The sequence below is a fragment of the Legionella sp. 16cNR16C genome, assembly GCF_021297775.1.
In the GTDB taxonomy this organism is placed as follows: domain Bacteria; phylum Pseudomonadota; class Gammaproteobacteria; order Legionellales; family Legionellaceae; genus Legionella_C; species Legionella_C quinlivanii_A.
Genome location: NZ_JAJTMX010000001.1, coordinates 751,607 through 777,360, shown reverse-complemented (window position 1 = coordinate 777,360; position 25,754 = coordinate 751,607). Strand labels below are relative to the sequence as shown.

The following is a 25,754-nucleotide window of genomic DNA, read 5'->3' as shown; positions in this document are numbered from 1 at the left end:
CTAAAACTATAATTCAATCGAACGAATCTGATTTTTCCCTGATTTTTTTGCCTGATACAAGGCTTTATCCGCTGCAGAAATTATGTCTTCGGCCTCTATGTTCTCAGGTGGTACGCTTACTATACCAATGCTAAGCGTGGTGTTATTCACAGTCGATTCTTCTATGAAGCATTCCTGTATTTTCTTACAAATATTAATTGCCTCCGCAGCGGTACTGTTGGCGAGCATCGCGGCAAACTCATCACCTCCAATTCTGAAAGCGGCGTCGTTTGCCCGAGTAGCAGTTTTTTTAATGGCCCTTGCCAATTGTTTCAGCATTAAATCCCCAGCAGGATGGCCGAAGTTATCATTCACATATTTGAAATCATCCACATCGATTAATATCAAATTAAAATAATGCTGATTACGCCTGGCCCTTCGCAACTCTTCATCGAGACGCGCGTCAAAATATCTTCTATTATAAAGTCCAGTAAGAGAATCAGTTATTGAGATGCGATGAATTTCTTCAAGTACCGCATCTTTTTCATGATTTGTGTGATTCAGATTCTGAATCAGACTGTCTTTTTCTCTTCCCAACCTGATAGTTTCTGAAAGAAGCTGGGATGGGAACTTGGCAGTTACCATGAGCATTATTATAAAAAGAAGAAACATAGTGGCTAGTATGCTTTTATCTGCTTGTAGAAAGGAATAATTGTAAACAATTAAAGGGATAAACATAGGAAGTAAATAGGCATAATAAGCCGGTAAATAAATAGAAAGTGATGCAATACCGCCAGCAGCCATTCCTCCAAGCACCAGAGTGATTATATTTTGATGTGCAGCAGATAAATAATCATAAAAAAAAATATAACAGCTACCCCATAATCCTCCCATAATGAAAGTGAAACTGACGAATAGAGTCAGTTTTGATTTTTTGGAATGGATATAGGATTTGCTGGCAATACATTGTCGGCTGTAAATCCAGCGTATAATGCTTAAAATGGAGATTGCCAGAAACCAGACTGTGGATGCAGTAACAGGGGCGCCCCTAAAGATGAGATACCCCCAGATTATTATTGATAGAAAGATATTAAAAGGTATCGCTTTAAGTGAGCTTTGCAGCAATAATAAAAAAGATTCATCCTGGATTTGACGAATGTCTCTCATATGGTCTCCTGTCCTTTGCCGCTTATATCCTTCAACAAACTTGTCGTCTTTGCGAACGAAGTGAAGCAATCCAAGATCGAATCCTATAAACTAATGAGATGGATTGCTTCGCTGACTCTCGCAAAGACGGTTTTATGTATCATCTTCCATAAATGTAATAACACAGACTCAATAAGTATCGAAATACTTGACCTATTTGAATTATAGTCGAATCAGTTATGCACAGCTGAAATCAGATGAGTACCCGTCTGAATCAGAAGAGAGTTCGTCAGGAATCGGTTCAGGTTCAGCATCACCCATTATTTCCGAATACTCGGCCAATGTCCGTGCTTCCGCTGTGAAAGCAGTTTGCTGACGCTGGAAGGCGTGAATAAAACGATTAATGGACATAATCATGAGCATAAAAGGGGAGAGAATCGTTCCGGCAGTGGTCCCGCCAGAGAGAATTGTACCGGTTATGGTCACTGCAAAGAGTACAATGCTGGCCAGAGCTAAAAGGGATGCAATTAGGATATCTTTTTTATTTACACGGGTAGTCTCGTATCCGCCTTGATTAAGCAGTTTCACTAAATGCGCAATAGCCTGGGGATTTTCCGGTTGGCTAGTCACTTTTTGTGCTGCGTTCACGCATTCAGTTAGTTTCTGTATACGGTGCATCGAAGGTTCTTCTGCTCTTAATAAATCAAGCGCCAGATCCTGAGCGCAGCTTAGAACAGTCTGGGCCTGTTTTTTCAGCAGTTCTTGACTGGATAAATTGCTGGATTGCTGAAGTGCTCGCAAGGCAGTCATCAAATTGATGGCTTCTTTTGATAAATCGGAAGTGTCCTTGTATTTTTGCGCAATTATTTCATCCAGCAATTCAGTTCTGCGATTTACCAGATCATTTTGGTTTACCCAGTCCTGATGTGAGCTTGACAGGTTGGTGGCGCTACACATTTTTTCCATAGAATCAAAGAAAAAGGTCTTTCTCTGATCACTGTTAGAGAAATAGTGTAATTGACCAAGACCCACGCCAAGACTTACTCCCTCAGCGGAGATAATCCAGGCATGTACAGCCATGGATAAGCCATGACTGGCGACTGCTTCAAATATAGCTAAGCCTAAAAGGGCTGCAGACACCAGGATATGAATAACTGCATAACTGGTTTTTTCACGATCTGCTCGATAGCGGCTATAGTCACTTTGTTCCACCATCTCCGAAAGTTTAAGGACCTGTTCTTTGTTGCCTGGATTTTCAATGACTAATGCAGTTTGTTTGAAACATACAGACAATTGTTTGATTTTAGTGATTGAAACTTTCTTGTTATTGAGTATTTCAAGAACCAAATCCTGACAGGCCAGAAACGCTTTCTTTGCGGCGGCATGAATCACTTGATTATGTTCTGCACCAGCCAGCTGTTTTGCGATTCCATTTAATGAGGCAATTAATGTTCTGACTTCGTCCGTAAGTTTAGAATTAGCTTTATTTGCAGCAATAAAACGAGCAAAGGCCTCTGTGACCTCTGGATTCAAGTGACGTATTAGTTCGTCTTCAGGATTATCAGGGCATGAAGCAAGACGAGATAAAACCATTCGCGAACTAGCGCTACGATTAACGAGAGTGAAATGCTCCAGTGTCTCTGACACATAATCTTTTCTGGCCAAGTGAGAGCGTGGATAATCGGTACGGAAAATCCCACTGCGCCCGTAGTTAACCGCATTAACCACCGAATCAATCAAGACCAGGGGATAATGTTTCCAGGGAGAGGAATATTTACGAAACTCGAAAGCATTGCTATTAAGCAATCGACGCAATTTTTGGTGATACTTTATGTTGTCCTGATTAGTATCACTTTTAGTGATAAGCCTGGTGCAGGTGATAACGTTTTTGGCAATACGATTTTTTTCAGCATTCGAGAGATAATCAGCATTTTTTAAGACGTGAATGCTAATAAGATGCAGGCGAATTAGGAGCGATTTTAATGAATCGTTATACGCACATTCTTTAAGATTAAGCAGCTTCGCTGTATTTTCTAATTCTGTCGTTAAATGGTCAGGAAATCCATTAATTTTTTTTTGCTTGATGAGTTTATTAAGCTTTCTTGTTAATCCTGTAATTTCTGATGATTCTGCCATTATTATTTATCATCTTCCTTTGGGTGATAATTATGAAGGCGAGTTTATCAGGAAAAGCTTAAGGAATTCTTATCAGATTTTTTGTAACTCCCCAGGTACGTCATCCTGAGCGTAGCGAAGGATCTCAAACTGCTTAGAGCTAAGCCAGATTCATGAGATCCTTCACTGCGTTCAGGATGACGTTGAGACCTGGGGAGTTACGATTTTTTAACTTAAAATGGTTTAAATACCATCAGGTAAAAAATTGCTAATACCGAGAAAAATGCAGGCCAGCCTAAAATGAACCATAATTTTGCATAGCGGTGGTATTTTGCAGGCAAACCTTTTACGGATAGGGTAGTTTGATTTAGCAATTGATCCATTTTGATTTGCAGCCATACCACCGGAAGCCAGCAGGCGCCGGTAATTACGTATAGAATCAAGCTGAGAATAATCCATTTGCTGGTGATTGGATAATGCATAATAGCCATTAACCAAAATCCGGTAATCGGCTGAATAATGACGGCAGGCGCTGTAAAGATCCAATCGGCAATCACCACATTCCTGGCCGCAAAACGCATCGCCTCAACATTAGCGCTTTGATTGGCGCGCCACATATAAAAAGCACTGCCTAAACCTGTGCCAAACAATAAGGTGGAGCTGATGATATGAATATATTTCAGTAGGAAATAGGCCATGGTATCCGTTTATCAACGATAGTCATTTCATGCAGCATAAAATGCTTTTGCTATAAATAAAAGGAAATAGGAGAAAATTATGGGATCAATTAAAAAAGACAAAGCCAAGGATCATCCGGAAATTAAGGAAATCAAGAATGTTTGCGATATTACGCCTGATTCCAGCAAGCCGGTGTGTAATGAAATTAAAAAGGAAAAGAAGCAATCGCCAAAAAATTCCCCTAAGGGAATTTAAAGCGGCTTTTCCGGGATATTAAGGGGTTCGGGCTCAGGAATATGAACAGGTTCTGGCTCGGGTGTATTTTCCGGGCTGGGTTCTGGAGTGTCATTTGGTAAGGGTTCAAACTGGTCAGGAGAGGATGGAATCTCATCAGGTTTTTCAGAGATTTCACCAACTATATGTTGCAAGTCATTATTGCTCATGATAAATATTTCCTTATGTTGAGTTTAATCAATTCATAACAATTAAAAAAATATCAGTATGATTTCCGCTGGGCAGAAACATAATTACTCTTTATTAATTATGGCAGCTGAGAGCATAAGTTAAAGCAGGAAATCGATAGTCGGGGAGGACGCTATGTTTGAATTTGAGAAACTTGAAAAGCATCATCTGGAAATAATCTTTTCCTGGCTTGCCGAACCTCATATGCTGGAATTTTGGGATAATAGCCAGGAACATAAGGATGATATTATTAACTTTGTGGATGGCAGGAAAAAACCTTCAGCTTATTTTTCTGGAAATGTCAGCTATTGGATTGGCTCCATCAACAAGGAAAAATCCTGTTTCATTTTAACTTCCCCGCTTGGATCCAAAGAGGACTGCCCTAAGATTCTGGCTGAAAATCGCTCTGTAACCGGCGCTACCTATTGCATCGATTTTGGTATAGGTAACAGGGAGTTTCTTGGTAAGGGATTTGCCAGTGAAGCGCTTTGCGCCTTTATCGACTTTTTCCGTAAAAAGGTCGATCCTGCTGCGGATACTTTTTTTATAGATCCTGATGCAAATAATCCCCGCGCACAACATGTGTATACGAAGGCAGGGTTCAGAACAGTGGGAAATTATATAATGGACAAAGGCGTGTTTGAGGGGCAAAGAGCCTGTTTGATGGTGCAAAAATTTGAAAAATAGGACCTTGGAAAATTCGTCGAGATTAAAAAAAATTGTATTTAAAATCAAATGAATTTTCTGTTTCTTTCATGCTGATTCTTACTAAAAAATTGACAATTTTATTGAATTTGAGACAATGAGCTCGCGCATAACTAGAGTGCCGATTGATTGCCTCTGAATAACAATTAGGAAGAATTTTCATGCGAGCAAAAACTGACCTTGGCGATACGGTTCAAATTCCCGCGGGTATTCATCCTCAAATACGACTGTTGGCCTGTGATTTCGATAACACACTAGTCAATTTAAAGGGAAAGTATGCCTCTGTTCTCAATCATGATTTGTTAATCCCCATATTACGCTGGGCATCATTAACCATCCATTTGGGAATTGATACTGCCCGCGATAGAAAACTCGATAGCGATATTGGTTCCAGTGGAGGGGCATCAATCACTGATTTACTCAAACTGTTTGAACGATTTGGCATTCATTTTTCGGTAAATAATCCGAATCTTGTAATTGCCAGCGAAGATGTCACCGAGTTTAGAAATATTTTGATGAAAAGGTATGAGCATGATCTCGAAACAAAGAACCTGTTCACTAAACAAAAGAACGCGGATCTTCACTTCATCATGCAGGAGTTCAACAAGTCATCCAGCGGCATTCCTCTCAGACCTGAAGACGTTTTAATCCTTGATGACACTGAAGGGGTAGTAGAGTGGGCAAGAAAGGCCGGATTTAAGGCGATACATGTAAAGCATGAGTTTAACAAAAACACCGTAGATGAGAGCTATGCCTATGAACTTGCAAAAGTTTTAGGTCTTGAAGACTATGCAAACGATGTGCAGGAGCATCCTGAGAATCATTTCGATGATCCTGAAGTTTTTCTGACTGTCGCGAATGAATATTGGGCTGCGCAAAAGGCTCGAAAAGAGAATAAACTGCCTGCTACTTTACTGGTTCATCCTTTACTTAATGATTTATTAGGGCATTTCCGAAAAGATCCAAGACAGGTTTTTCCTTTATTAAAGCAATTGCATGGTCGAGCAGGGTATTCTCAGATAATTGATGAGGAATATGAAATTTCTGATACGCTTATAAGCTCGCCCAGACAGCAAATACTGACTTCAAGGCCAGTCAAACAAACCCTGTTAGGTCATTCGATACAGGCCGATGATTTTTACAGGGTCAGCGATTTATTAAAGTTAGGAGCAAGCTCTAACCATTGCTTCGATTTAGGACCAAACAAGAGACAAATCAAGCCCTTGGTCGCTGCCGTTATTCTGGATTGCTCTTCCGATATTTTAGCCGCACTGATAAAGGCAAATGCACAAATTGATTTGACTCATGGTGATGTGTCCATTTTAAAAATAGCGCTTGAAAATTTACACGGAAAGTTATTGCATCTTGTGCCGGGAAAAAGACAACCTCTCTATGAGCAATTACAATTGACAGTTGAGGTCATTCAGAAACAGCATGGTCTGAACAATTATTTTAATCATTTAGCTGCTATTTTCCCAATAATCCTGAAAATTGAAGACGCTAATATCCTGGCCATTTTTATGAATAATCTGAGCCTTAATCATAGACAGTCTCTTTATCATTTCGTGGATATTTCAGCGCAGAAAAATTCTGATTTTTCTCAGCAACTAACGGTAGAGTTCTTTTTTCAGCAGTCATTGAAATCGCTGAAAGAAAAGTTCGATCCCTTAGCCCCTGCGCCAAACGAACTTGCCCCCCCGGAAAAGCAGGGGAAATGTCCTCATTATAACTCAGCCAAGGCACTCTTTGAGCTTTTAAGACATGAATCCCTCAGTTCACCAAGGCAGACTAAAAAAACCGGGAGTGCAATTAAATTATTCCGCTCCTCCGCCGAAGCACTGGCTGATGTTAAGTCGCTTCAGCGGCAATTCTTTTTTAATGTTTTGGGTCATATGCTGCGAATGAATTTGAGTGAGTTCAGAGTTCAAAGTCTTTTAAACGTGTTCCTGACGATGTTCTGTAAAAAAGACACTGTGGAAAGTCCAAAAGGAGAAAAAAGAAAAGCGGAAGATCTTGATATTGATAAGGTTTATTCGTCTCGTGTTCCACAATTTGAATTAAGTTTACTTGGAGTAGCTGTCACACATAATAATTCCTGGTTTGCCGAGCGATTACTTGAGCTTGGAGCAAATTCAAGCCAATTATTTCTTTTGGATCAGACAAAAATCAAGATGTTAAACGCGGCAATAATTTTTGAGTGTGAACCTAGTCTTATCAATGGGCTCATAAAAGCTGGTGCTACAATTGGACAAATTGAGGGAACCTATATAAATGGTGTAAAAGAATCCATACTCAGCATAATGATTAAACGAATTTGTAGTACAGCAAATATTAGTCTTAGAAAGGAGTTAATTGAACAATTACATCCTGTTATTCAACTGTTTTTATCGCAACATGGTGTCGATAATTATTTTGCAGCCTTATATCCTGCTATTCAGTCCATTATAGAAAGTAAGGACAGTAAATTAATGGCAAGCTGCTTTGGCATGCTCCCAAGCCCATTCAAACAAAGTTTGTGGGATATCTTTGCAATCGAAGGTTTATATCCCCTGAAGCCTGCTACAGATGTCAAGCAGGAAGATTTTAAATTAAGATTCGAGATGGAGTTCTTTTTTCAGTTGAAAGAGGAGGAACTGCCTCTGCAGGGAAAGGCATTTCGTCGCATTCTTCCATTAATTCAATCAGAATATTGTCTGCTTGTTGAGCTGCGCGCCCGTTTGAGAATTGCTTTCGCAAATTTCGAGAAACCTGAATCATCAACCCAGGGAAAAAGAAGTTTTTTTAGCGTATCCGATGTGAATCCAATTGAAGAATGCAAACTGAATGCTCGAGTCAGGCGTTTGAAACTGTTTTTTAATACCGTGAATTGCTTAATCGAAACAGTTCCAATAGACTCGCTTCAAGCAAAAAGCCTTCTGCATTCCTGCTATTTCGCCATTAAGGAATTAAAAAATTTCTCAGGTTATGCCGCCTATTTCAAAGGGCAGACCAAGGTAATTGATGAGCTGCTCTTATTTTTGAAAAACTCATTAAAGGAAAGCCAGACAGCGGAATACCACATCCAGGCTCCACTCACCTCACCTGAGAGGGTCCAGATAGCGAGTTACAGAGAGCCCTTGCTGCCAGTATCTCCAATTGCTGGAGTTAATCCGGACGAATCTAATGTTTCATTGACTGGTAGTCGATGAAGCTAAACACTGTTTAGGAAAAATCCCCTTAAACACGTAGGTTGGGCCTTGGCCCATAGCCGTCATCGTCAGGCTAAGAAGTAATGTTATCCCCTCTCCACCACGCGCAGCGTGGGGGAGAGGGTAGGGGTGAGGGGGTTAAAAAATTTATCACGTTAGTGATTCCATTTTGTTGTAGCAATAAACCATAATCACAGAAATATGATTAATAAATCGCTACGCGAACTTGTTTATAGCCCCCTCTCCCTAACCCTCTCCCCCGCTGCGCGGTGGAGAGGGGATCAGATATTCTTAGCCTGACCGCTATGGGCCTTGGCCCAACATTGAGTTCTCAATCTATCATTTTTTGCAGATACTCGCGGGCTCTTAGAGCATAGGCGAGAGGCGGTGCTTTGGCAGGATCCTGCTCGGCTTCCACAATCATCCACCCTTGATAACCAGTTTTCTTAAGTTCTGTCATTATTGGTGCAAAGTCAATCATCCCATCACCGGGTACTGTAAAAACACCGGCACGCACCGCATCCATAAAGCAAAGTTTCTCTTGTGAAACTCTTTCAAAAACAGCTGCACGGATATCTTTTAAATGAATATAACGTATGCGGCTTCGATATTTTTGAAGCAGATCCATTGGGTTTATCCGGGCAAAGGCGGCGTGACCGGTGTCCAGTAATAAGGAGACTAACTCCGGACTGGTATGTTGCATGAGATAATCAATTTCTGAAGCATTGAAAACCCCGGTTCCGGCATGATAGTGATAGACAATCTGCATGCCATAATCATGAGCGATACGACCTATTGCATGCAAACCCTGAATCAATCGAGTCCATTGTTCATCGTTAAATACTGGTTTATTCTCACCTAGTACCGGCTGCCCGGTACCCTGAACTGCATATCCGCATTCACAAATATTAATAAATTTTGCATTCATCGCACGCATAAAACTTAAGTGATCCAGAAAACGCGACAAGGTTTTCTGATAATTTTCAGGTTCAGTAAAGTACGTACTGAACCAGGCACTGCTTAATACGAGGCCCACTTCATCGAGTGTTTTCTTCAAAAAAACAGGATCTTTGGGAAATTTATTTCCCAATTCCGTACTTTGATAGCCAGCTTGGACCATTTCATTGATACATTGTTCAAAACTAATATTTGATCCGAGGCTTGGATCATCATCATTAGACCAGTTGATCGGAGCAATACCCAATTTCATTGTTATTCCTTAAAACAATTTTGCGCTTTCAATTTGCTGCTGCATATTGGCGTGAGCAGCTCTTACTTTTTCAGAATTGGAGACAGCAGCCACTCCCACACGCCACCATGTTTCGTACCCCTTACTCATTGTTTTTGGTAAAACGGGGAGAACAATTACGGTGCTGCCTGTATTCTGTTTTGCATTTACGAGTGCCGTTTTGAAGTCGTCATAACTATCCGCATAAATGGCTTTTGCTCCCAGCGCTTCGGCATAGCGGCAAAAGTCAATTTTAATGTAATCGCCGTCTAACCGCCTGCTTTGCAAAGAGCGATAGCGGAATTCATTTCCGAAACCCATGCTGCCATTGGCTTCTTGCAGATTGCGTATGCATTGATAGCCATGATTATCAAAAAGAATAATCGTTATTTTCAACTGTTCCTGAATACAGGTGAGTAACTCCGAGTGCAGCATAATATAACTGCCATCTCCAACCAGTACATAGACTTCGCCTTCCTCTTTTTCCTTAGCCATACGAACGCCAAGGCCCGCTGAAATCTCATAGCCCATGCAGGAATACGCATATTCAAGATGATAGTCCTTGGCTGCTTTGGATTGCCATAAGCGATGCAAATCCCCTGGCAGACTGCCCGCTGCACCGATGATTACATCATTTTTAGTGGTCAACTGATTTAACAAGCCAAGAATAGCTGTTTGAGACAACCCATTCGCTCTTTTCTCAGGAATGGCGATAACTCGGGTTAATTCGTCCTGCCAGGCTTTTCGGTATTGCTGAATATGCTGGCGATAGCTCGGAGAGGTTTCAAAATTCTTCATTGACTGGCTTAATTGAAGAAGACCGCTTTTGGCATCGCCTTTTAAAATCAGGCTATCCATTTTGACGGCATCAAAGCGGCTGATATTTAAGTTAATCAATTGGCAGGTTTCGTTTTTAAACCCCCATTTGGAGGCGGTAGTGAAATCCTGCAGGCGCGAACCGACCACCAGAATCAAGTCGGCCTGTGCCGCTAACAGATTGGCAGCCTCCGAGCCAGTAACCCCAATACCTCCTACATTCATTGGATGTGAGGCGGGAAGGGCGCTTTTACCCGCTTGGGTTTCTGCCACGGGAATTTGATGCTGCGAGGCAAATTCAGCCAAGGTGTCTGCTGCCAGAGAATAGTGAACTCCTCCGCCAGCAATAATCAAAGGTTTTTTTGCTTTCAGTAGGAGAATGGCTGCTTCATCGGTAGCTTCCTGACTGACAGATTCTCTTTCAATTCGCCATACACGTCTGGCAAAAAAGGTTTCCGGGTAATCGTAACTTTCGGATTGAACATCCTGAGGAAGACAAAGGGTCACGGCCCCTGTTTCTGCAGGGTCTGTAAGAACCCGCAGTGCGTTCATGCAGGCGCTTATCAATTGTTCAGGTCTTTGAATCCTGTCCCAGTATTTACTCACCGGTTTGAAGCAATCATTTACAGAAACTGTGTAATCATGAGGCACTTCCAACTGCTGTAAAACCGGATCGGGCTGGCGGCAGCTGAATATATCGCCTGGAAGCAGCAATAGAGGAATTCGATTGGTAGTGGCTGTTGCCGCTGCGGTAATCATGTTGGTCGCGCCAGGTCCAATAGAGGAGGTGCAGGCCAAAATTCCCAGCCGGTTTTTTTGTTTGGCATAGGCTGTGGCTGCATGCGCCATGCCTTGCTCATTATGACCCTGATAGTATGTCAGACCACTGTCATCGTATTCCAGTGCTTCGCCAATCCCGGTCACATTCCCATGGCCGAAAATACCAAAAATGCCCTGTACAAAACGGTATTCTCTGCCATCAAGTTTAATATACTGATTAGCAAGAAAACGAAGTAAAGCCTGGGCGGTCGTTAATTTTATAGTTAGCATTAAACATCTCTCGTTAAATTAATCGCCATACTCTTTGGTTTGCCGAGTCTCTGCGAGTCCAGTCGTGTTCATCAACAAAAGTTGGATGCTCATAAGGTTCACCCGGCAAATGGCGTATAAACCACAGGGTGTAAAGCGAATAGCCTGGAGCAGTGCAGTGGGCATGGGTTTTATTGGCGGCTATCTGATAGGTATCGCCATGTGCTATGCGAATTGTCTGCGTTCCATTTTCTGCCAATGCGAATCCCTGCGGTTCTGAAAATCGATAATGGTAAATTTCAGGCTGTGCATGGTAGTGGGAAGGATAACTCGACCAGCGCCCCTGGAAACTGATAATCTCGCCCACAACAAGATTTGATTCTGGCCGATTACGCTTGTCAAAAACCGTACGAACTATACGATAAGCGGTATTCTCCAATTGCTTTTGTCCGCGATGATCGGTTTCCAGCATATTGTGCTCTGTAAAAACCATCGGTTCAAAAGGAGTAGGATTTTCAGTTTCCATAATTAAGAGCTCGCAATCGCTGTGAGCTTGTACGGAAGCTGTGGTGCCGCTTGAACAGTGTAAGACAATCGGGTTTTCAGCAAAATAATCGCAGCGTTCCGCTCTAAGTTGTTTATCTTCAAAGTGAAAATCAACTCGTCCAGTCATTAGCAGTACGGCAAATTCAAATAAGGGATTGAACTGAAAACTTTCTCCTTTATTTAAACGCAGTGATTTGAAATTCATTTGCATTTCAGAAGGATTATTGTCCATTTCGACAATTGAATTTATGCCTTCATTGAATGGATAAGCAGATGTAAGTACATTAGTTTTTTCGTGTAACTGATTTAATACATGACTTTTCCAAACCAGTGGATTATTAGTGAACTCGCGTATAAAGTACTGATGCTCTTCCCAATAAGGCATTGCGGGCGCACAGCCATGTCGCGTAACCAGCAAGGCGCCGCTGGCATTCGCCCACTGCATGGCAGTTTCCCAACTCTCTTCGCGCAGCAAGCCTCTTAACAAGCCGGCCATAAAACCATCACCAGCCCCTAGAACGTTTAGCACTTCAACCGGAAAAGGTTTTGATTCCAGGGTAAAAGCGTTTTTAAAATAAACCTGGCAGCCCAGCTGTCCGCGTTTAACTACAATCGGCGCCTGGCTAAGAGATTGAATACGATGAATTGCGGCAGGCAGATTGTCCGCACCTCCCGCCAATAACACTTCTTCCTCGGTGCCAATAATGAGTGAGCAGTCAGCAAGAACCTGTTGGTAAATAGCGGTGACTTCTGCCGCTGGCAGATAGCGGGTTTCGCCATCACCTGCTGTGGTCAGATTCCATAGAACTGGCCGGTAGTCCAGATCCATAATAATGAGTGTACCGGCTTTTTTAGCGAGAGCAATTGTATGCTGTGTCGTTGCAAGCATGGTTTTAGTGGATAAACCTGTGCCGGTGAAAAGAAGGGCCTTGGCCTTTTCCAAATCCTCTATTGAAATATGCTCAGCTTTAAGCTGCATGTCGGCGCAGTTATTTCGATAGAACATCAGAGGGAAATGATTCGGTGGACTAATACCCAAAAGCACCAGCCCTGTCAGGTGGGCATCTGACTCCTGAAGTAAATCGATATTAACGTTTTCGTTAATGAGTGTCTTCTTTAAAAAAGTGCCCATTTCATCCCGGCCCACACAGGAAAGCATCTGGCAGCTTAATCCCAGTCTCGCTGCACCAACAGCGATATTTCCAGCACATCCCCCCAGATATTTTTTAAAAGTACTGGCTTCAGAAAGGGCAAGGCCTATCTCTTCTGCATAGAAGTCTACAGCCACCCGGCCCATGCAAATCAAATCGATAGGCCTTGTTTTTAAATAATTTAGTTCTGACATTTATCGCTCTCATTTAGAATTACAATTTGACCGGCGCACTCATTTCCAGTGATTGTTTTGCCGCCTGAGCAATTTTTAATGCCTGAAGTCCATCGAAGGCTGAAACCAGCGCAGGCTTTTCAGAAATCCAGCTCTGATAGAATGCGGTTAATTCGGCAATAAAAGCCTGCTGGTAGCGCTCTAAAAAGAAATACAGGGGATTAGCAGAGTGAATGCCATTCATTGCATAACTTATTACCTGATTTGATGGTTGGTTTCCAGCGAGGAGCATCCCTTCTGCCCCCAGTACTTCAATTCGCTGATCATAGCCATAGACTGCTTGTCGGCTATTATTGATAATACCCAGTGCGCCATTCGCAAAGCGGAGTTGTATAGTTGCCGTATCGACATCATTCAAGGCTTCAAATTCAGGGTTTATCAGGATAGCGCCAGCTGCATAAACTTCAACCACCTCTGAATTGGCGAGGAAGCGTGCCATATCAAAATCATGAATACTCATGTCCATAAAAATGCCGCCTGAGGTTGCACAATACTCCTTTGAAGGGCAGGCTGGATCACGTGAGGTAATGCAGATAAGTTGTGTCTGGCCGATTTCCCCTGTTTTTATACGGTTTTGCAAGTTTGAAAAACTGGGATCAAAGCGACGATTAAAGCCGACTTGCAGGAGAGTATTATTTTTATTTACTGCTTCAATTGTCTGAAGGATTTCCTGTTCGGATAAGCCTAATGGTTTTTCACAGAAAATAGCTTTTCCAGACTCGCAGGCCGTAAGAATCTGTTGGCTATGCAAATGAGAGGGTGAAGCAATTAATACAGCGTCGATGTCCTGATTATCAAGTATATCTTCAACCGATTTGCTGCAGAGGGGGATATTCAGGGTTTTTGCCCAGTGAGTATCCAGCTGTGGGTCCGCAATGGCGTTCAACTCAAATTGAGGGAGTTGTGATTTTAAATTGGCGGCATGTAATTTCCCAATCCGTCCTGCACCGATGATTCCTATTCGACATTTTTTATTCATTTGAGACTTCCCAGTTTAATGCTAATTTATTTTTTTGCTTGTTAAGATTTTGCCCAAGATCCCTGATTTTGTGACCTTTAAGCAAATTGTCTTCAATTTTTTCGAGAGAAACACCGCTTGTTTCCGGTATAAAATAATAAATAAAGAAAAAAGCGAGTAAACAGAAGCCCCCGTAGATGGAAAAAGTGAATGAGGGTCCGGTATTGGTAAAGAATGTAAGGAAAGAAATCGATACAAGAAAATTCGCCAACCATTGAATGACGGTGGCGATACTCATGGCAAATCCGCGAGTGGCTTGTGGAAATATTTCAGAAATTAATACCCAGAATAGCGAGCCAACACTAATGCAATAGCCTATCACATAAGTACAGAAAAGCAGGAGAATGATTGCAGGCGATATGCGGTTAAAGCAGAATGCTATAGCGAACAGGCTCAGACTGGCGAGCATCATCCCGTTTAATAGCAGAAAACGACGGCCAAAGCGATCCACAAAGCAGAGCGTGAACGCGGTGAAAATAAAATTGACTACTCCAATGACAAAGGTGGCGAGAATAGCCGATCTGATAGATAGAATTCCTGCGCCTTGGAAAATCATCGGACCGTAGTACATCAGCGCATTAATTCCTGAGAATTGTTGAAACACGCCAAGCAGCGTTCCAACTGCCAGCACTGAAAGAAAAGGCTTGCTCAATAACAGCGCTTTAGACTGTTTGAGGGGGGAACTATTATTTTTTATTTCAGCGACCTCGCTCCTGAGATCTGCGTCTTTTGGTCTTATTTTTTTCAATGCGTCAATCGCTTTTTCAAGCCCCTGTTTTTTTACCAGCCAGCGCGGGGAATGAGGTACAAACAGCATACCGATAAACAATAAGAGTGCGGGTATTATCCCTGTCCATAAAATTAAACGCCAACTCGAGGCGGCGCTATCCTGCAATAAATAGCCAATTAAATAGGCAACAGCTTGACCAAAGGTGAGTGCTAGCCCATTAATCAAAACCAGTGCGCCTCTGTTTTTTGGAGGAGATATCTCCGCGATAAATAAAGGGGCGATGTATGAGGCAATTCCTATACAGACCCCGATGATAAACCGGCCGAGCAATAAATAATTAAGTGTATTGGCAAGCGCGCAACAGGCGGTTCCCAGAATAAAGCCAATGGCAACTGTTTTTAGCAGCGTTTTACGGCTAATCTGATCTGAAAGATATCCGCTTAGCGGAATGCCTGCGACTGAACCGAGCAGACTAAAACTGACAACGAGAGACCATTCCCATGAATTAAGGGATAGCTGACGGATAATTTGATCCTGCACATCGGCAATCACGCTTGAATCAAAACCAAAAAGGAAACCACCCAAACCTGCGATTATCGCAACCAGTATCATATACGAATTAATATTGCCATCCATTGCCATATCCTGTTCCACTGTTGAGCAGCCTGTGCTTCCTGAAAAGAGAGGCTTTATCCATCGAGGCAAATAGTATCACTGTCTTTTGCAAATGGAAAATCCTATTGCATTTTTTGTCTGATTCCATGACCATAAAAAAATCCCGTCTTAAATTAGTTACCTATGCTTCGTAAATCCAAACGACACTGGTATTGGCTCTTGCTGATTCCCATTCTGGCGGTTCTTCCTTTACACTGGTACAACAAGCTTGAACCCAGACTATTTGGTTTTCCCTTTTTCTACTGGTATCAGTTAGCGTGGATTTTTCTGGGAGCGGTGATTATTGCGATCGTGTATTGGGCGACTGAGGTTAAAAACGACTAAATGATGAAGTCTGTTTTAAACCGATGGTTTACTTAAAGAAGAGGATGTCTCAGGAGCTTGTTCACTGGATGCTTTTTCAATCGACAGGCGAGATTTGATGCTCTGGCCAGTTGCGGCTGGAGCATCTGCTAATGGAGTCGCAGACTTCACTTCATCAATCTGTGTCTTGTATTTTTGAGTAGATGAATCAGCCTCGGCTTTTGACGATCTAAAAAAACTGGCTATTTTATCTACTATCATGGAGATAACTTCTCTGAATGACGGCAATCTCCAGATAAAATGCTTAACTTCCTCTTCATTAGAAGGGTAGTTGGGCTGCTCATCCTCTGCCGAATTCAGGTCATTTGCACTGTCCTGAGCCATATCAGGTTTTTCAGCAACAAGATTTTTTAATATCTGAACACATTGGGGATTCCCCGCTTCCCGGGCGATTTCCAGCACATTACCGGAATTGATTAATTGAGCGAAATCCAGATCGGGAACATTATCCTTCAGAAAATCAGTTAAAATTCGGATACAATAGGGGTTACGTGATTTTGCCGCATTGCTTAGAAGTTCAAGCTGAAATTGGGTTCCCTGCGTATTATTTTGAAGTAACTGGCTGATAGATAAGCGGATGTCACTATCATTCAGCAATTTTCCAAGTGATTCTGTACGTCCTTTCTTAAGAGCCACTTTTACTGCATCATAATAGGCTGAGAGGGGGCTGTTTTCGGGATCGTTTAAGCAATGCCGGTATTGATTTTCAAGTAGCACTTCCAAAGATTCAAGCCTGTTATCCTGAACAGCTGCCAATAAAGCGACGTGTGAAGAAGAGCTGCCGTTCTCAAGCCACAATCTTAACATTTCTGTATCGTTGACTCTTGCTGCCATAGCCAATTGATTGTAGGGTGCCCCCTTGCTATTCTTTAAAGCGTCATTTTTTGCGTCAGGATACCTTCGACTAAGATTGTCGATGATAAAGCTTGCTTTATCAGGGAATGTAAAATCGATTGCTGCCTGCGGATGAGCTACTACGTCAATAGTCAATGCCATCTTATTGGTTTCCATTGCAAATCGTCTGAATAAAAAATTTTCCAGTTGACCTGCTGCTGTGGATTCAGGTTTTGGATGGCCATCTTTGAATACCGCTATTTTACGAAAGTTGGGATCATAAACCTCGAAATTACCCTCTTTATTGACATGAACCGCCACTGCGTGATCAAGAGAGCCTACGTGCCAGGCAGTATCAGGTGCCCTCATCTTATTGAAAATCTGTTTCCAGGCTCCCTTTTCTGCAACCAGTCCCAGCTTGTAAACAGATTGCAATTTCTGAGGTTCAGTGATTTTGGTTACATTTCCATCAGGGCTTTCTATATGCTTTTCCACAGGAACTGTTACCAGATGCACGGCGTCAACCTGACTCAATTGTTTGTTAAATTCATCAGGCAGAAAGCAAAAGACGACCTCCTGAATGAAGCGGTTGATATCACTATCTGAAATTTCATCATCTGAACTAGTGGACGGAGGAGGGGATTCAGTAATCCCCTCCATAATTGCCTGCTGACCTCTCTGATTAATGGCATTCAGCATGGCTGCAAACTCACTGCTTTTTCCCTGCAAAGCATATTTAATGTACACGGCTGCGAGGCCATTACATATTCCATCATCATTGGCTGTTAGGTTGATGCCTCCTTTTTCAAGAATACGATTTATCATTGGGATCAGGAAATCCTGGGACATTTCCTTGTTACTGGTGTAGCCCAATTGGGCTTGGAGATTTGAGCTTGGCATAAACTTCTCAATGCAACATCATATATTACAAATGTAGACCATATATTGAGCAATTCGAGAGGCCTTTCTCAAATAACCATAAGATTCAGAACTTACTGGTATTCGTTTGTATTTGTTATTTATAATGAGCAGGTTTCAGGGAGTGATACACAAGGGAGTAAATCGTGTCTCTTAGCATGTTGCTGATTTTTCTTTTCCTTTTTCTATTGGTAAGCCTCATCGGATTTATGGCTGTTCACTGGCGAAAGGCAGACATGGATTCTCTTCATGAATGGGCTCTGGCCGGGCGCAGTTTCGGAACCATTATCTCCTGGTTTCTGGTAGGAGGCGATTTATTCACAGCTTATACCTTTATTGCTGTTCCTGCGTTTATGTATGGGGCTGGCGCTCTTGGATTCTTCGCAATTCCCTACACCTTTATTGTTTATCCGCTCGGCTTTCTAATACTTCCCAAATTATGGACGATATCCAAACAACATGGATTTATTACTGCCGCCGATTTCGTCAGGGCTCGCTATGACAGTTCGCTGCTCTCTTTACTGGTTGCGATAACCGGGGTTATCGCGACGATGCCCTATATCGCTTTGCAATTAGCCGGAATTCAGATCATTATTGCTGCCTTAGGCTTCCCTACTACGGGTCTGGCTGGTGAGGCACCTCTAATCATCGCCTTCATTGTATTATCTGTTTATACATATCGAAGCGGGGTCAGAGCTCCTGCTTTAATTGCAATAGTGAAAGATATATTAATTTATATCGCTTTGATTGCAGCCATTCTGATAATTCCGGCGAAGTTAGGGGGATTCTCTGCTATTTTTGCTAAAATCCCCATTGACAAGCTGCTCTTAAAAGTCCCGACAGTGAATAATATGAATCAATACAGTGCTTATCTTACACTGGCATTTGGCTCAGCATTGGCATTATTGTTATATCCGCACAGCGTTAATGTGATGCTGAGTGCTAAAAGTGAAAACGCGATCAGGAAAAATATGATTCTTCTTGCGCTTTTCTCGGTGCTATTAGGGATTTGCGCTTTGCTTGGGTACATGGCTTTCGCGGCTGGTGTTGAAGCAAATCCTCGATTTACCGCCTATTTCCAGCAATATAAAGCGAATTTTGCAGTGCCTGCTTTGTATCTTGACAGTTTTCCGGACTGGTTTCTTGGCATTGCTTTCGCAGCTTTTGCCATTGGCGGCTTGGTGCCGGCTGCAATTATGTCTATTTCTGCTGCTAATTTATGCACCAGAAACATTTATAAAGAATATACCAGGGCTTCAGTATCGCTTAAGGATGAGGCGAAAATTGCCAAGATTATCTCCCTGCTGATTAAGGCTGGCGCGCTGGCATTTATTCTCTTTTTGCCGTTGGATTACATCATTCAATTACAATTATTGGGTGGAATCTGGATTAGCCAGACATTTCCTTCTGTTATCCTGGGTTTGTATACGCGCTGGTTTGATTATCGCGCTCTGATTTTGGGCTGGATTGCGGGGATTATCAGCGGCACCTGGGGGATCCTGTGGTTAAACTTTAAATCTTCCATTTATCCACTGAAAATAGGAGATTATATTATACCGGGATATTTATCCTGTTACGCATTAATCCTCAATTTTCTAATAGCTGCTTTGGGTACTTTTTTAATCAAAAAAATGCAGTTAAAACCATCTGATGATTTAACGATATTAATGCAAGAATAAATGTAATTCCCCCCGTCATCCCGAGCGCAGCGAAGGATCTCCTCGGAGTGGTACGGTTTTTACCATTTCGAGATCTAATTCATCCTGCCGGGATTTAACTCACTATTCGAGTGTGTGCAACTGCAAGGAAATCCCTCACGGTGCTCCGGATGACGTGATTCAAAAATATGCAAAAAAACAACTGTTTAGACTATACTAATAATATAGAAACTGTATTTTGGAGCACGCTATGGACATTACAATTTTCCTGGCGAAAGTAATCGGCTGGTATTTGGTGATTACCAGTTTATACGTGTTTTTCCGCCGCAGAAATATACACCCCTTAATCAATGCGATGGTTGCTGATTCACCGTTGATGCTTTTTATGGCCATTATAACGTTGATTCTGGGATTACTGCTTGTTGTCAGTCATAACGTCTGGGTAGTCGCCTGGCCATTGATTATTACCATTGTTGGCTGGCTTATTCTATTAAGTGCGCTCCTGCGTTTATTTTTTCCGGATCAGGCAGTAAGAATGGCTCACTGGTGGTCGGCACATGCCAATGGATTGATGATAATGGCTTTGATTTATTTGTTGATTGGTTTGTTCCTGTTATACAAGGGTTATTATTATCTGTTTACAACTTTTTAATCAGAAGCTTATCAGGACTGCAATTCTTGTAGTCCTGATAAAGAATGGTAGTGTTTTACATACAACGTTTGTTGGTATATTTAGTGCAGGTGTGAGCAAAATAATATTTCAAATTAGACACAAAAAGATCACCCTCATGGTCCATTACGAATATCCTTTCAGGCTGTAGCTCGACATAATTGGAAGAGCGAAGAATTCCAGGATAAATAGAGCTCGCATAGGGGCTAATCCATTTGTCGAGAAAAGGTAAAACGACTTCCGGATCGTTGGAATAGAAGCGGCTGTAAATATCAGCTATAAGCTCTTTCTTCAAATCATAATTGCTTTTAAAAAAATAATTCCCACGATCCTGGTGATATAAAGTATAAGTGTTTTTTCGCATGTTGTTCTTATAACCGGCATTGAGGTTCATGGAGATAACAACGCCTTTTGCGCTTTCAATATTAAAAGCCGTTCCTAGCAGATCTGAACCATTATATTCGGCCAGATAGTTATTTAAATAATCGATAGCATTATCTGAAAGCGGGTCAAAATAAGTATTGATTAAAAAGCTGGTGGCCAGACGAGTCTGAGGATCATAGCTGCAGGAAATATAAATATTGTAAGTAAATTTATCAGGAGTTATTTTTGAAACCATCGCCTTATCAATCGCTTTATTGACCTCATCGCAACTTAAGTTTTTATCTGCAAGGCTTCCTTTGATTCGCACTATTTGTGTGGGATAATCAATACTGCGCTGGAAACTGGCCAGTTCAGCTGTTTTGTCTTCTGTTGTATATTGGCGCAGAACTGTATTTTCAGGAGCCGCGTTTGCAGCAGGTATTACAGGTTGATTTTCAGGAACCTCATCCGCAAATGCTGACAGGGGAGACAGGAGCAGAGCCGCATAAAATAATCTGAACTTCATTACAACCTCCTTGTTGAGAGTTAAATCCTTTTAACATCTATGAAGCATGTGAGGTTTCAGTATACTCCAGCTGACTCATGAATCAATACATGTAAATTTGTGCATAATAATTCAAAAAGTATTCATATTTTAATATTTTGTTAATTTTTGACCTGTAAACTACTCGAAAATGTTCAGCTTTCACTGAAAGCAAGATTCAATTTCCGAGGTTTAAAATGCGCCAATCTCAGATTCAAGAGTTAATCCTTAATAGTGCTGCCGCACACCAACCAAAAATCAATATCTCCAATAGTAAAGCAAAAGGGATTGCTCATTATTTAACAGAGACTGGTGTAGAGGATAGCGACATCATCCATAAAATCGTTCCTGCAATAATTGATCAGTTAGCGTTGACACCTGCTGTGACGAATAAATTTCCGCATGCTGCTTTTCTTGATCAATTTATCCGTGACAATCATATCGCTGTTCCTCCTGAGCCACTGAGAACAAGTAAAAGCGCAGTAAAAGCACAACGGCGAGTCGATAGCTTGAGTCGTCTTATGGCGGTGCCTGATACGATTAGCCCCTGTGTTGCAGTCGTATTGCATGAAGGGAAATTTGTAATAGCCTCTAACTTTCCTCGTATTGCAGGTACTGACGAAGCGGAAACTATCAGCAAGTTTACTAAACTGATGGTGCGACGCCTGCAGATAGTGCAGGATTTCATCAAAAAAATGGAAGCCGATTTTCTGGCTGGTTCCAAATTTGAAGCCTCCGAAGATATCGATATGTTCCTTACCGACGATGAATCGCTTGCGGCTGAAGAGTTAAAGATTGCTTTTAATGCCAAGGGATTGGCTTTGGCAGCACTGGCAGTCAGGGCTTTAGGTAAGGATGATGCAGGCGGTTATGCTACGGTAGTGCCAGAGCGCAATAAAAAGTGCGAGAGTCAAAGAGAGCACCTGCAAAAAGCATTATTAAAGCTGGCGTCCTCTTATTTCCTCGCAAAATACTATGGTAAAACGGATACCGGGTTATCTGTCGAGCAAGCCAACGCATTAACATCTGGCAACTACGAAGTATTAGTCCGCTCAGACAGCATTGGCAAAGGGAACTGGCATGCAGAACAATTGATAGTTGACTATCTGCGTCAGAACAACTCGATAAACCCGGAGGAACCTGTTCATATTGGTATATCCAAGCTGTGCTGCCAGGCATGTGATAGTGTGTTATCTGAATTCAAAGGTATAGAATATCGTGGATCGCACGGAGTCAGTTTTCCGGGTGTGCACAATATGTTAACCGGGGAGGTTCATCAGGGACTTAGGACAGGAAAATCAACGCATCTTTGTGCGAGCGATAGTGATAGCGAAGTCGATTTGAGCAGTTCAAATTCTTCTTTGACCAGCTCAATGGATTTACCCAGTTCCAGTTCACAGATCACTGCGGACAGTGAATCAGGAATTGGAAGTCTGAAGCGATCCGTTGATTCGATGTATGGTTGTGGACAAACCTTTTTTATGGTGAAGAAAGCAAGAGAGGCGCATCGTTTAACGGCATCATGCGATGAAATTACAGTGCCTATAAAAGTCTAAATATAAAACTTAGTGGATAAAAATTGTTATTTGCTGTAAAATTATCAAAGTAACTAGCCGATTAAGGAGCGACTGTGCCGCGTAAATCTCAGGGTCATCATACTTTAAAGGGAGATAGAGGTGTGTACAACTCAGATCCCCAGCAGCCTCTGCCTCCCGGCCTCTATAAAAAGCAGAAATCTTCTGAAGAGGAGCTCAATGATGCCTCAAAAAACATTGAGTATAAACTCGATGGAGATTCAAAAAACAACGAGTATAAAATAGCCAAAAAAAATACAAAAGGGCTGGAGGCTTTTAATTCTGATATGAATGACATGAATAGCTTGATTCAAAACTGGGATAATTTTTTTAAGACACAATTCCCTGAAAAAGGCGTTCCCGGAATTAAGAATGTTCAGGAATTTCTTGTCAGCCAGATTGAGTTATTCCTGATCCTATTTGCAGACTCATACAAAGTCTTTGCAAATGATAGTCAGAACCCGGTTTATAGCACCTCTGAAAGGCTTGATGCACAGAAACCGCTGAAAGCACTTCATAATCTTGTGAGACCCTGGTTTGGTGAACTGCAATCTACTTTGAATAAAGAAATCAACTTTTTAAAGACCAATGCTGGAAATTTGAAACTTCATGCACTGCTTATCTTTTGTTTGAGTTTTATGGATAAATGCGCAAAGCTCATCCAGGATGACCTTAGCGAAAACAAGCTTCCTCAGGCCTATTTATTAGATTTGGAGTTGCATCTGATTGAGGTAGCTAAAGATACTTACAAACTGGGTAAGGACAAGCGTATCAGATTTAATGAAGATGCTCTTCGATCGTCTAACTCGCATCAGATAGCTAATCCAGAGCTGGCTGATAATCTTATTGGTACACTATTGGACAACATTACTAATATATCTGGTCCTGGCTTTAATATCAAAAATGATTTGTAGCCTGTCTCTTGCTATTGTAAACTTCAGGGATTGAAGTAGGAATGAAAGGATTCAATTCAAGATGTTGGTTAAACACAAACCCTGCAATCTTTTTTTATTCGGCACCCAAGGTGACCTGGCTCGCCGAAAACTCTTACCCGCACTTTATCAATTGGAAAGTTCAGGAATGCTGCATGCGGATACGCTTATCCACGGTGTAGCCCGCGAAGAGTTTAGTCTTGAGTCCTATGGGAATTTTGTTTCTTCCAATCTCAAAAAGTTTTTGAATACTCCTTTTAATAATGCAGTATGGGATCGCCTGGCTTCGCGTCTTCGTTATTCACAACTGGATTTGTTACAGATTGATGAGTATCAGAAATTAAAACGACAAACGGCAGATCATCTGATCCCGATTGGCTATTTTGCAACACCTCCTTCATTATTTGGCCATATCGCCGAGGGCATGGCGAAAAATGGTTTGGCTGATTTTCCTGCCCGTATAGTTCTTGAGAAACCTATCGGCAAGGATCTGGCTTCAGCGATTGTAATCAATAATCAAGTCTCCTGTTATTTTGCAGAAAACCAGATTTACCGAATTGATCATTATCTCGGAAAAGAAACCGTTTTGAATTTGCTGGCTTTGCGTTTTGCTAACTCATTATTTGTAAATAACTGGGATCATCAGTCAATTGACCATGTGCAGATCACTATTGCCGAAGAGGTTGGTGTTGAAGGGCGGTGGAGTTATTATGATGATGCGGGCCAGATGCGCGATATGCTGCAAAATCATTTGTTACAGGTTTTATCCCTCATCGCTATGGAGCCTCCGACCAGTCTCGATGCAGACAGTATTCGGGATGAAAAACTAAGAGTGCTAAAGGCATTGCGTCCAATAAATCATGCCAATGTTCAGGCCTCGACTGTTCGCGGGCAATATACTAGTGGATTTGTGAATGGAAAAGCTGTTCCTGCGTATCTCGAAGAAGAGGGAGCCCGTTCTGAGAGCAGAACTGAAACTTTTGTCGCAATGAAGGTCAATATAGACAACTGGCGTTGGGCAGGTGTTCCATTTTATCTGCGAACTGGCAAACGAATGCCGAAAAAGCACAGTGAAGTAGCTGTTTACTTCAAAGCTCCCCAGCACAACATTTTTCAGAAAACCTACAAACAGCTTGCTCCCAACAAGTTAATTATTCGCCTGCAGCCTGATGAAGGGGTCGAAATTCAAATCATGAACAAAATTCCGGGACTTGGGGAAACAATGCAGCTTCAGGAAAGCAAACTGGATTTAAGTTTTGACAAAACCTTCAACAAACAGCGCATCGCTGATGCCTATGAGCGTCTCTTATTAGAGGTAATGCTGGGTAATCAGTATTTGTTCGTACGCCGAGATGAAGTTGAGCAAGCCTGGGATTGGATTGACGGGATTTTAAAGGCCTGGCAAGAGAGCTCGGAAGCACCTCGCCCGTATCAGGCAGGAACCTGGGGGCCGGCGATGGCAACCAGTTTATTAGCACGGGATGCGCATAGCTGGGATGAATAAATGGATATACATCGTTTTGATAACTGTGAAATGCTTCACGAGGAATTTGCCAATCGATTGATACAAATTCTTGACGAGGCTATTACTGCAAGAGGTGAAGCCTATCTGGCTGTTTCTGGTGGTAAAACTCCGGCTGCATTATTTGAAGTGATGGCTGGCAAAGATTTAAACTGGAATGCGGTTTCGGTAATTCTGGTAGATGAGCGCTGGAATACCGCACAGGACAGCGATAGTAATGAATGGATGGTGAGGAACTGTCTTTTAAAAAACAAGGCCGCTGCTGCCGCCTTCATCAATTTTTCTACTCAAAATTTAACTATTGAAGAGGCTATTGGCGAAGCTGAGGCCAAACTTGCCAGGATTCCTTTGTTTGACGCAGTGATATTGGGAATGGGAGAGGATGGCCATACTGCCTCTTTATTTCCTGGCAGCAGAGAGCTGGAATATGGATTATCGAATTTCGCAAAGGACGTGATTGCACTAACACCAATTCATGCACCGTTTCAACGAATTACACTAACCAAACCCCGTCTGCTTAGAACCCGAAAGTTGTTTTTGCAGCTAGTCGGTGAGAACAAGATGCGTGTCTTTCAGGAGGCATTAGCAGACAATGACGCACTGACCATGCCTATTCGTGCTTTTATTAATCAGCCTGCGACCCGATTGCAGGTTATGTTTGCTCCCTCTTGAGGTTG

21 protein-coding genes are annotated in these 25,754 nt (G+C 42.0%); 10 read left to right on the top strand and 11 right to left on the bottom strand.

Annotation, left to right across the window (positions count from 1 at the left end; translation table 11 throughout):
* Window positions 1–6 precede the first annotated feature (6 nt).
* The 3 genes from LXA66_RS03520 to LXA66_RS03510 form a co-directional block, all read right to left on the bottom strand.
* Window positions 7–1,146, bottom strand: coding sequence for a GGDEF domain-containing protein (locus LXA66_RS03520; protein WP_233011938.1), 1,140 nt, complete (start codon window positions 1,144–1,146; stop codon window positions 7–9).
* A 216-nt stretch (window positions 1,147–1,362) separates the two neighbouring features.
* Window positions 1,363–3,261 (bottom strand): hypothetical protein, encoded by a 1,899-nt coding sequence (locus tag LXA66_RS03515; RefSeq protein WP_233011937.1) that lies wholly within the window; start codon window positions 3,259–3,261, stop codon window positions 1,363–1,365.
* Window positions 3,262–3,473: 212 nt separating this feature from the next.
* Window positions 3,474–3,938 carry a DUF2269 domain-containing protein gene (locus LXA66_RS03510; protein ID WP_233011936.1) on the bottom strand — a complete coding sequence of 155 codons (465 nt, stop codon included), beginning with the start codon at window positions 3,936–3,938 and terminating at the stop codon, window positions 3,474–3,476.
* Window positions 3,939–4,017: 79 nt separating this feature from the next.
* Between LXA66_RS03510 and LXA66_RS03505 the strand changes: the two genes are divergently transcribed.
* On the top strand, window positions 4,018–4,173 hold the full coding sequence (locus LXA66_RS03505) for a hypothetical protein (RefSeq protein WP_165483030.1): 156 nt from the start codon (window positions 4,018–4,020) through the stop codon (window positions 4,171–4,173).
* Here the strand turns inward: LXA66_RS03505 and LXA66_RS03500 are convergent.
* Window positions 4,170–4,361 carry a hypothetical protein gene (locus LXA66_RS03500; protein ID WP_233011935.1) on the bottom strand — a complete coding sequence of 64 codons (192 nt, stop codon included), beginning with the start codon at window positions 4,359–4,361 and terminating at the stop codon, window positions 4,170–4,172. The two genes, LXA66_RS03505 and LXA66_RS03500, sit on opposite strands and share 4 nt — an antisense overlap.
* Before the next feature lie 154 nt (window positions 4,362–4,515).
* On the opposite strand from LXA66_RS03500, the gene LXA66_RS03495 reads away from it, so the two are divergent.
* A complete protein-coding gene (locus tag LXA66_RS03495; RefSeq protein WP_233011934.1) occupies window positions 4,516–5,067 on the top strand; it encodes a GNAT family N-acetyltransferase in 552 nt (183 codons plus the stop codon).
* Between the two features lie 179 nt (window positions 5,068–5,246).
* A complete protein-coding gene (locus LXA66_RS03490; RefSeq protein WP_233011933.1) occupies window positions 5,247–8,273 on the top strand; it encodes a hypothetical protein in 3,027 nt (1,008 codons plus the stop codon).
* A gap of 331 nt (window positions 8,274–8,604) precedes the next feature.
* Here LXA66_RS03490 and iolE read toward each other — a convergent pair whose 3' ends face one another.
* The 5 genes from iolE to LXA66_RS03465 are packed head-to-tail and all read right to left on the bottom strand — an operon-like array spanning window position 8,605 to window position 15,660.
* Window positions 8,605–9,483 carry a myo-inosose-2 dehydratase gene (iolE, locus tag LXA66_RS03485; RefSeq protein ID WP_255665152.1) on the bottom strand — a complete coding sequence of 293 codons (879 nt, stop codon included), beginning with the start codon at window positions 9,481–9,483 and terminating at the stop codon, window positions 8,605–8,607.
* Window positions 9,484–9,492: 9 nt separating this feature from the next.
* On the bottom strand, window positions 9,493–11,367 hold the full coding sequence (gene iolD / locus LXA66_RS03480; protein ID WP_233011932.1) for a 3D-(3,5/4)-trihydroxycyclohexane-1,2-dione acylhydrolase (decyclizing): 1,875 nt from the start codon (window positions 11,365–11,367) through the stop codon (window positions 9,493–9,495).
* A 13-nt stretch (window positions 11,368–11,380) separates the two neighbouring features.
* Complete coding sequence (iolC, locus tag LXA66_RS03475; protein WP_233011931.1) at window positions 11,381–13,237, bottom strand: 5-dehydro-2-deoxygluconokinase; 1,857 nt, start codon at window positions 13,235–13,237, stop codon at window positions 11,381–11,383.
* A 19-nt stretch (window positions 13,238–13,256) separates the two neighbouring features.
* Window positions 13,257–14,255 carry an inositol 2-dehydrogenase gene (gene iolG, locus LXA66_RS03470; protein ID WP_233011930.1) on the bottom strand — a complete coding sequence of 333 codons (999 nt, stop codon included), beginning with the start codon at window positions 14,253–14,255 and terminating at the stop codon, window positions 13,257–13,259.
* Window positions 14,248–15,660: a sugar porter family MFS transporter gene (locus LXA66_RS03465; RefSeq protein ID WP_233011929.1), complete on the bottom strand. Its 1,413-nt coding sequence runs from the start codon at window positions 15,658–15,660 to the stop codon at window positions 14,248–14,250. Before LXA66_RS03465 ends, iolG begins: the two co-directional genes overlap by 8 nt.
* Before the next feature lie 162 nt (window positions 15,661–15,822).
* Between LXA66_RS03465 and LXA66_RS03460 the strand changes: the two genes are divergently transcribed.
* Window positions 15,823–16,023, top strand: a complete 201-nt coding sequence (locus LXA66_RS03460) for a DUF3311 domain-containing protein (RefSeq protein ID WP_233011928.1) — start codon at window positions 15,823–15,825, stop codon at window positions 16,021–16,023.
* Window positions 16,024–16,038: 15 nt separating this feature from the next.
* Here the strand turns inward: LXA66_RS03460 and LXA66_RS03455 are convergent, their stop codons facing one another.
* Window positions 16,039–17,796 carry a hypothetical protein gene (locus tag LXA66_RS03455; RefSeq protein WP_233011927.1) on the bottom strand — a complete coding sequence of 586 codons (1,758 nt, stop codon included), beginning with the start codon at window positions 17,794–17,796 and terminating at the stop codon, window positions 16,039–16,041.
* Between the two features lie 164 nt (window positions 17,797–17,960).
* Between LXA66_RS03455 and mctP the strand changes: the two genes are divergently transcribed.
* On the top strand, window positions 17,961–19,493 hold the full coding sequence (gene mctP / locus LXA66_RS03450; RefSeq protein ID WP_233011926.1) for a monocarboxylate uptake permease MctP: 1,533 nt from the start codon (window positions 17,961–17,963) through the stop codon (window positions 19,491–19,493).
* Between the two features lie 229 nt (window positions 19,494–19,722).
* Entirely contained in the window at window positions 19,723–20,124 is a 402-nt protein-coding gene (locus LXA66_RS03445) for a hypothetical protein (protein WP_233011925.1), read from the top strand.
* 55 nt (window positions 20,125–20,179) lie between these two features.
* On the opposite strand, the gene LXA66_RS03440 is transcribed toward LXA66_RS03445, so the two are convergent.
* Window positions 20,180–21,031, bottom strand: coding sequence for an Lpg0189 family type II secretion system effector (locus tag LXA66_RS03440; RefSeq protein ID WP_233011924.1), 852 nt, complete (start codon window positions 21,029–21,031; stop codon window positions 20,180–20,182).
* A gap of 215 nt (window positions 21,032–21,246) precedes the next feature.
* Here LXA66_RS03440 and LXA66_RS03435 point away from each other — a divergent pair, with 215 nt between their 5' ends.
* The 4 genes from LXA66_RS03435 (at window position 21,247) to pgl (ending at window position 25,749) form a co-directional block, all read left to right on the top strand.
* Window positions 21,247–22,605, top strand: a complete 1,359-nt coding sequence (locus tag LXA66_RS03435) for a nucleic acid/nucleotide deaminase domain-containing protein (protein ID WP_233011923.1) — start codon at window positions 21,247–21,249, stop codon at window positions 22,603–22,605.
* Window positions 22,606–22,679: 74 nt separating this feature from the next.
* The gene (locus LXA66_RS03430; RefSeq protein WP_233011922.1) at window positions 22,680–23,537 is read left to right on the top strand and encodes a hypothetical protein; all 858 of its coding nucleotides are present in this window, start codon (window positions 22,680–22,682) and stop codon (window positions 23,535–23,537) included.
* Window positions 23,538–23,598: 61 nt separating this feature from the next.
* Window positions 23,599–25,059: a glucose-6-phosphate dehydrogenase gene (gene zwf / locus LXA66_RS03425; protein ID WP_233011921.1), complete on the top strand. Its 1,461-nt coding sequence runs from the start codon at window positions 23,599–23,601 to the stop codon at window positions 25,057–25,059.
* Window positions 25,060–25,749 carry a 6-phosphogluconolactonase gene (gene pgl, locus LXA66_RS03420; protein ID WP_233011920.1) on the top strand — a complete coding sequence of 230 codons (690 nt, stop codon included), beginning with the start codon at window positions 25,060–25,062 and terminating at the stop codon, window positions 25,747–25,749. It begins immediately after the preceding gene.
* Window positions 25,750–25,754 lie beyond the last annotated feature (5 nt).

Bases quoted from the DNA above. Each gene is read 5' to 3' on its own strand.
- LXA66_RS03520 (WP_233011938.1), bottom strand. From the start codon at position 1,146: ATGAGAGACATTCGTCAAATCCAGGATGAATCTTTTTTATTATTGCTG.
- LXA66_RS03515 (WP_233011937.1), bottom strand. From the start codon at position 3,261: ATGGCAGAATCATCAGAAATTACAGGATTAACAAGAAAGCTTAATAAA.
- LXA66_RS03510 (WP_233011936.1), bottom strand. From the start codon at position 3,938: ATGGCCTATTTCCTACTGAAATATATTCATATCATCAGCTCCACCTTA.
- LXA66_RS03505 (WP_165483030.1), top strand. From the start codon at position 4,018: ATGGGATCAATTAAAAAAGACAAAGCCAAGGATCATCCGGAAATTAAG.
- LXA66_RS03500 (WP_233011935.1), bottom strand. From the start codon at position 4,361: ATGAGCAATAATGACTTGCAACATATAGTTGGTGAAATCTCTGAAAAA.
- LXA66_RS03495 (WP_233011934.1), top strand. From the start codon at position 4,516: ATGTTTGAATTTGAGAAACTTGAAAAGCATCATCTGGAAATAATCTTT.
- LXA66_RS03490 (WP_233011933.1), top strand. From the start codon at position 5,247: ATGCGAGCAAAAACTGACCTTGGCGATACGGTTCAAATTCCCGCGGGT.
- iolE (WP_255665152.1), bottom strand. From the start codon at position 9,483: ATGAAATTGGGTATTGCTCCGATCAACTGGTCTAATGATGATGATCCA.
- iolD (WP_233011932.1), bottom strand. From the start codon at position 11,367: ATGCTAACTATAAAATTAACGACCGCCCAGGCTTTACTTCGTTTTCTT.
- iolC (WP_233011931.1), bottom strand. From the start codon at position 13,237: ATGTCAGAACTAAATTATTTAAAAACAAGGCCTATCGATTTGATTTGC.
- iolG (WP_233011930.1), bottom strand. From the start codon at position 14,255: ATGAATAAAAAATGTCGAATAGGAATCATCGGTGCAGGACGGATTGGG.
- LXA66_RS03465 (WP_233011929.1), bottom strand. From the start codon at position 15,660: ATGGATGGCAATATTAATTCGTATATGATACTGGTTGCGATAATCGCA.
- LXA66_RS03460 (WP_233011928.1), top strand. From the start codon at position 15,823: ATGCTTCGTAAATCCAAACGACACTGGTATTGGCTCTTGCTGATTCCC.
- LXA66_RS03455 (WP_233011927.1), bottom strand. From the start codon at position 17,796: ATGCCAAGCTCAAATCTCCAAGCCCAATTGGGCTACACCAGTAACAAG.
- LXA66_RS03445 (WP_233011925.1), top strand. From the start codon at position 19,723: ATGGACATTACAATTTTCCTGGCGAAAGTAATCGGCTGGTATTTGGTG.
- LXA66_RS03440 (WP_233011924.1), bottom strand. From the start codon at position 21,031: ATGAAGTTCAGATTATTTTATGCGGCTCTGCTCCTGTCTCCCCTGTCA.
- LXA66_RS03435 (WP_233011923.1), top strand. From the start codon at position 21,247: ATGCGCCAATCTCAGATTCAAGAGTTAATCCTTAATAGTGCTGCCGCA.
- zwf (WP_233011921.1), top strand. From the start codon at position 23,599: ATGTTGGTTAAACACAAACCCTGCAATCTTTTTTTATTCGGCACCCAA.
- pgl (WP_233011920.1), top strand. From the start codon at position 25,060: ATGGATATACATCGTTTTGATAACTGTGAAATGCTTCACGAGGAATTT.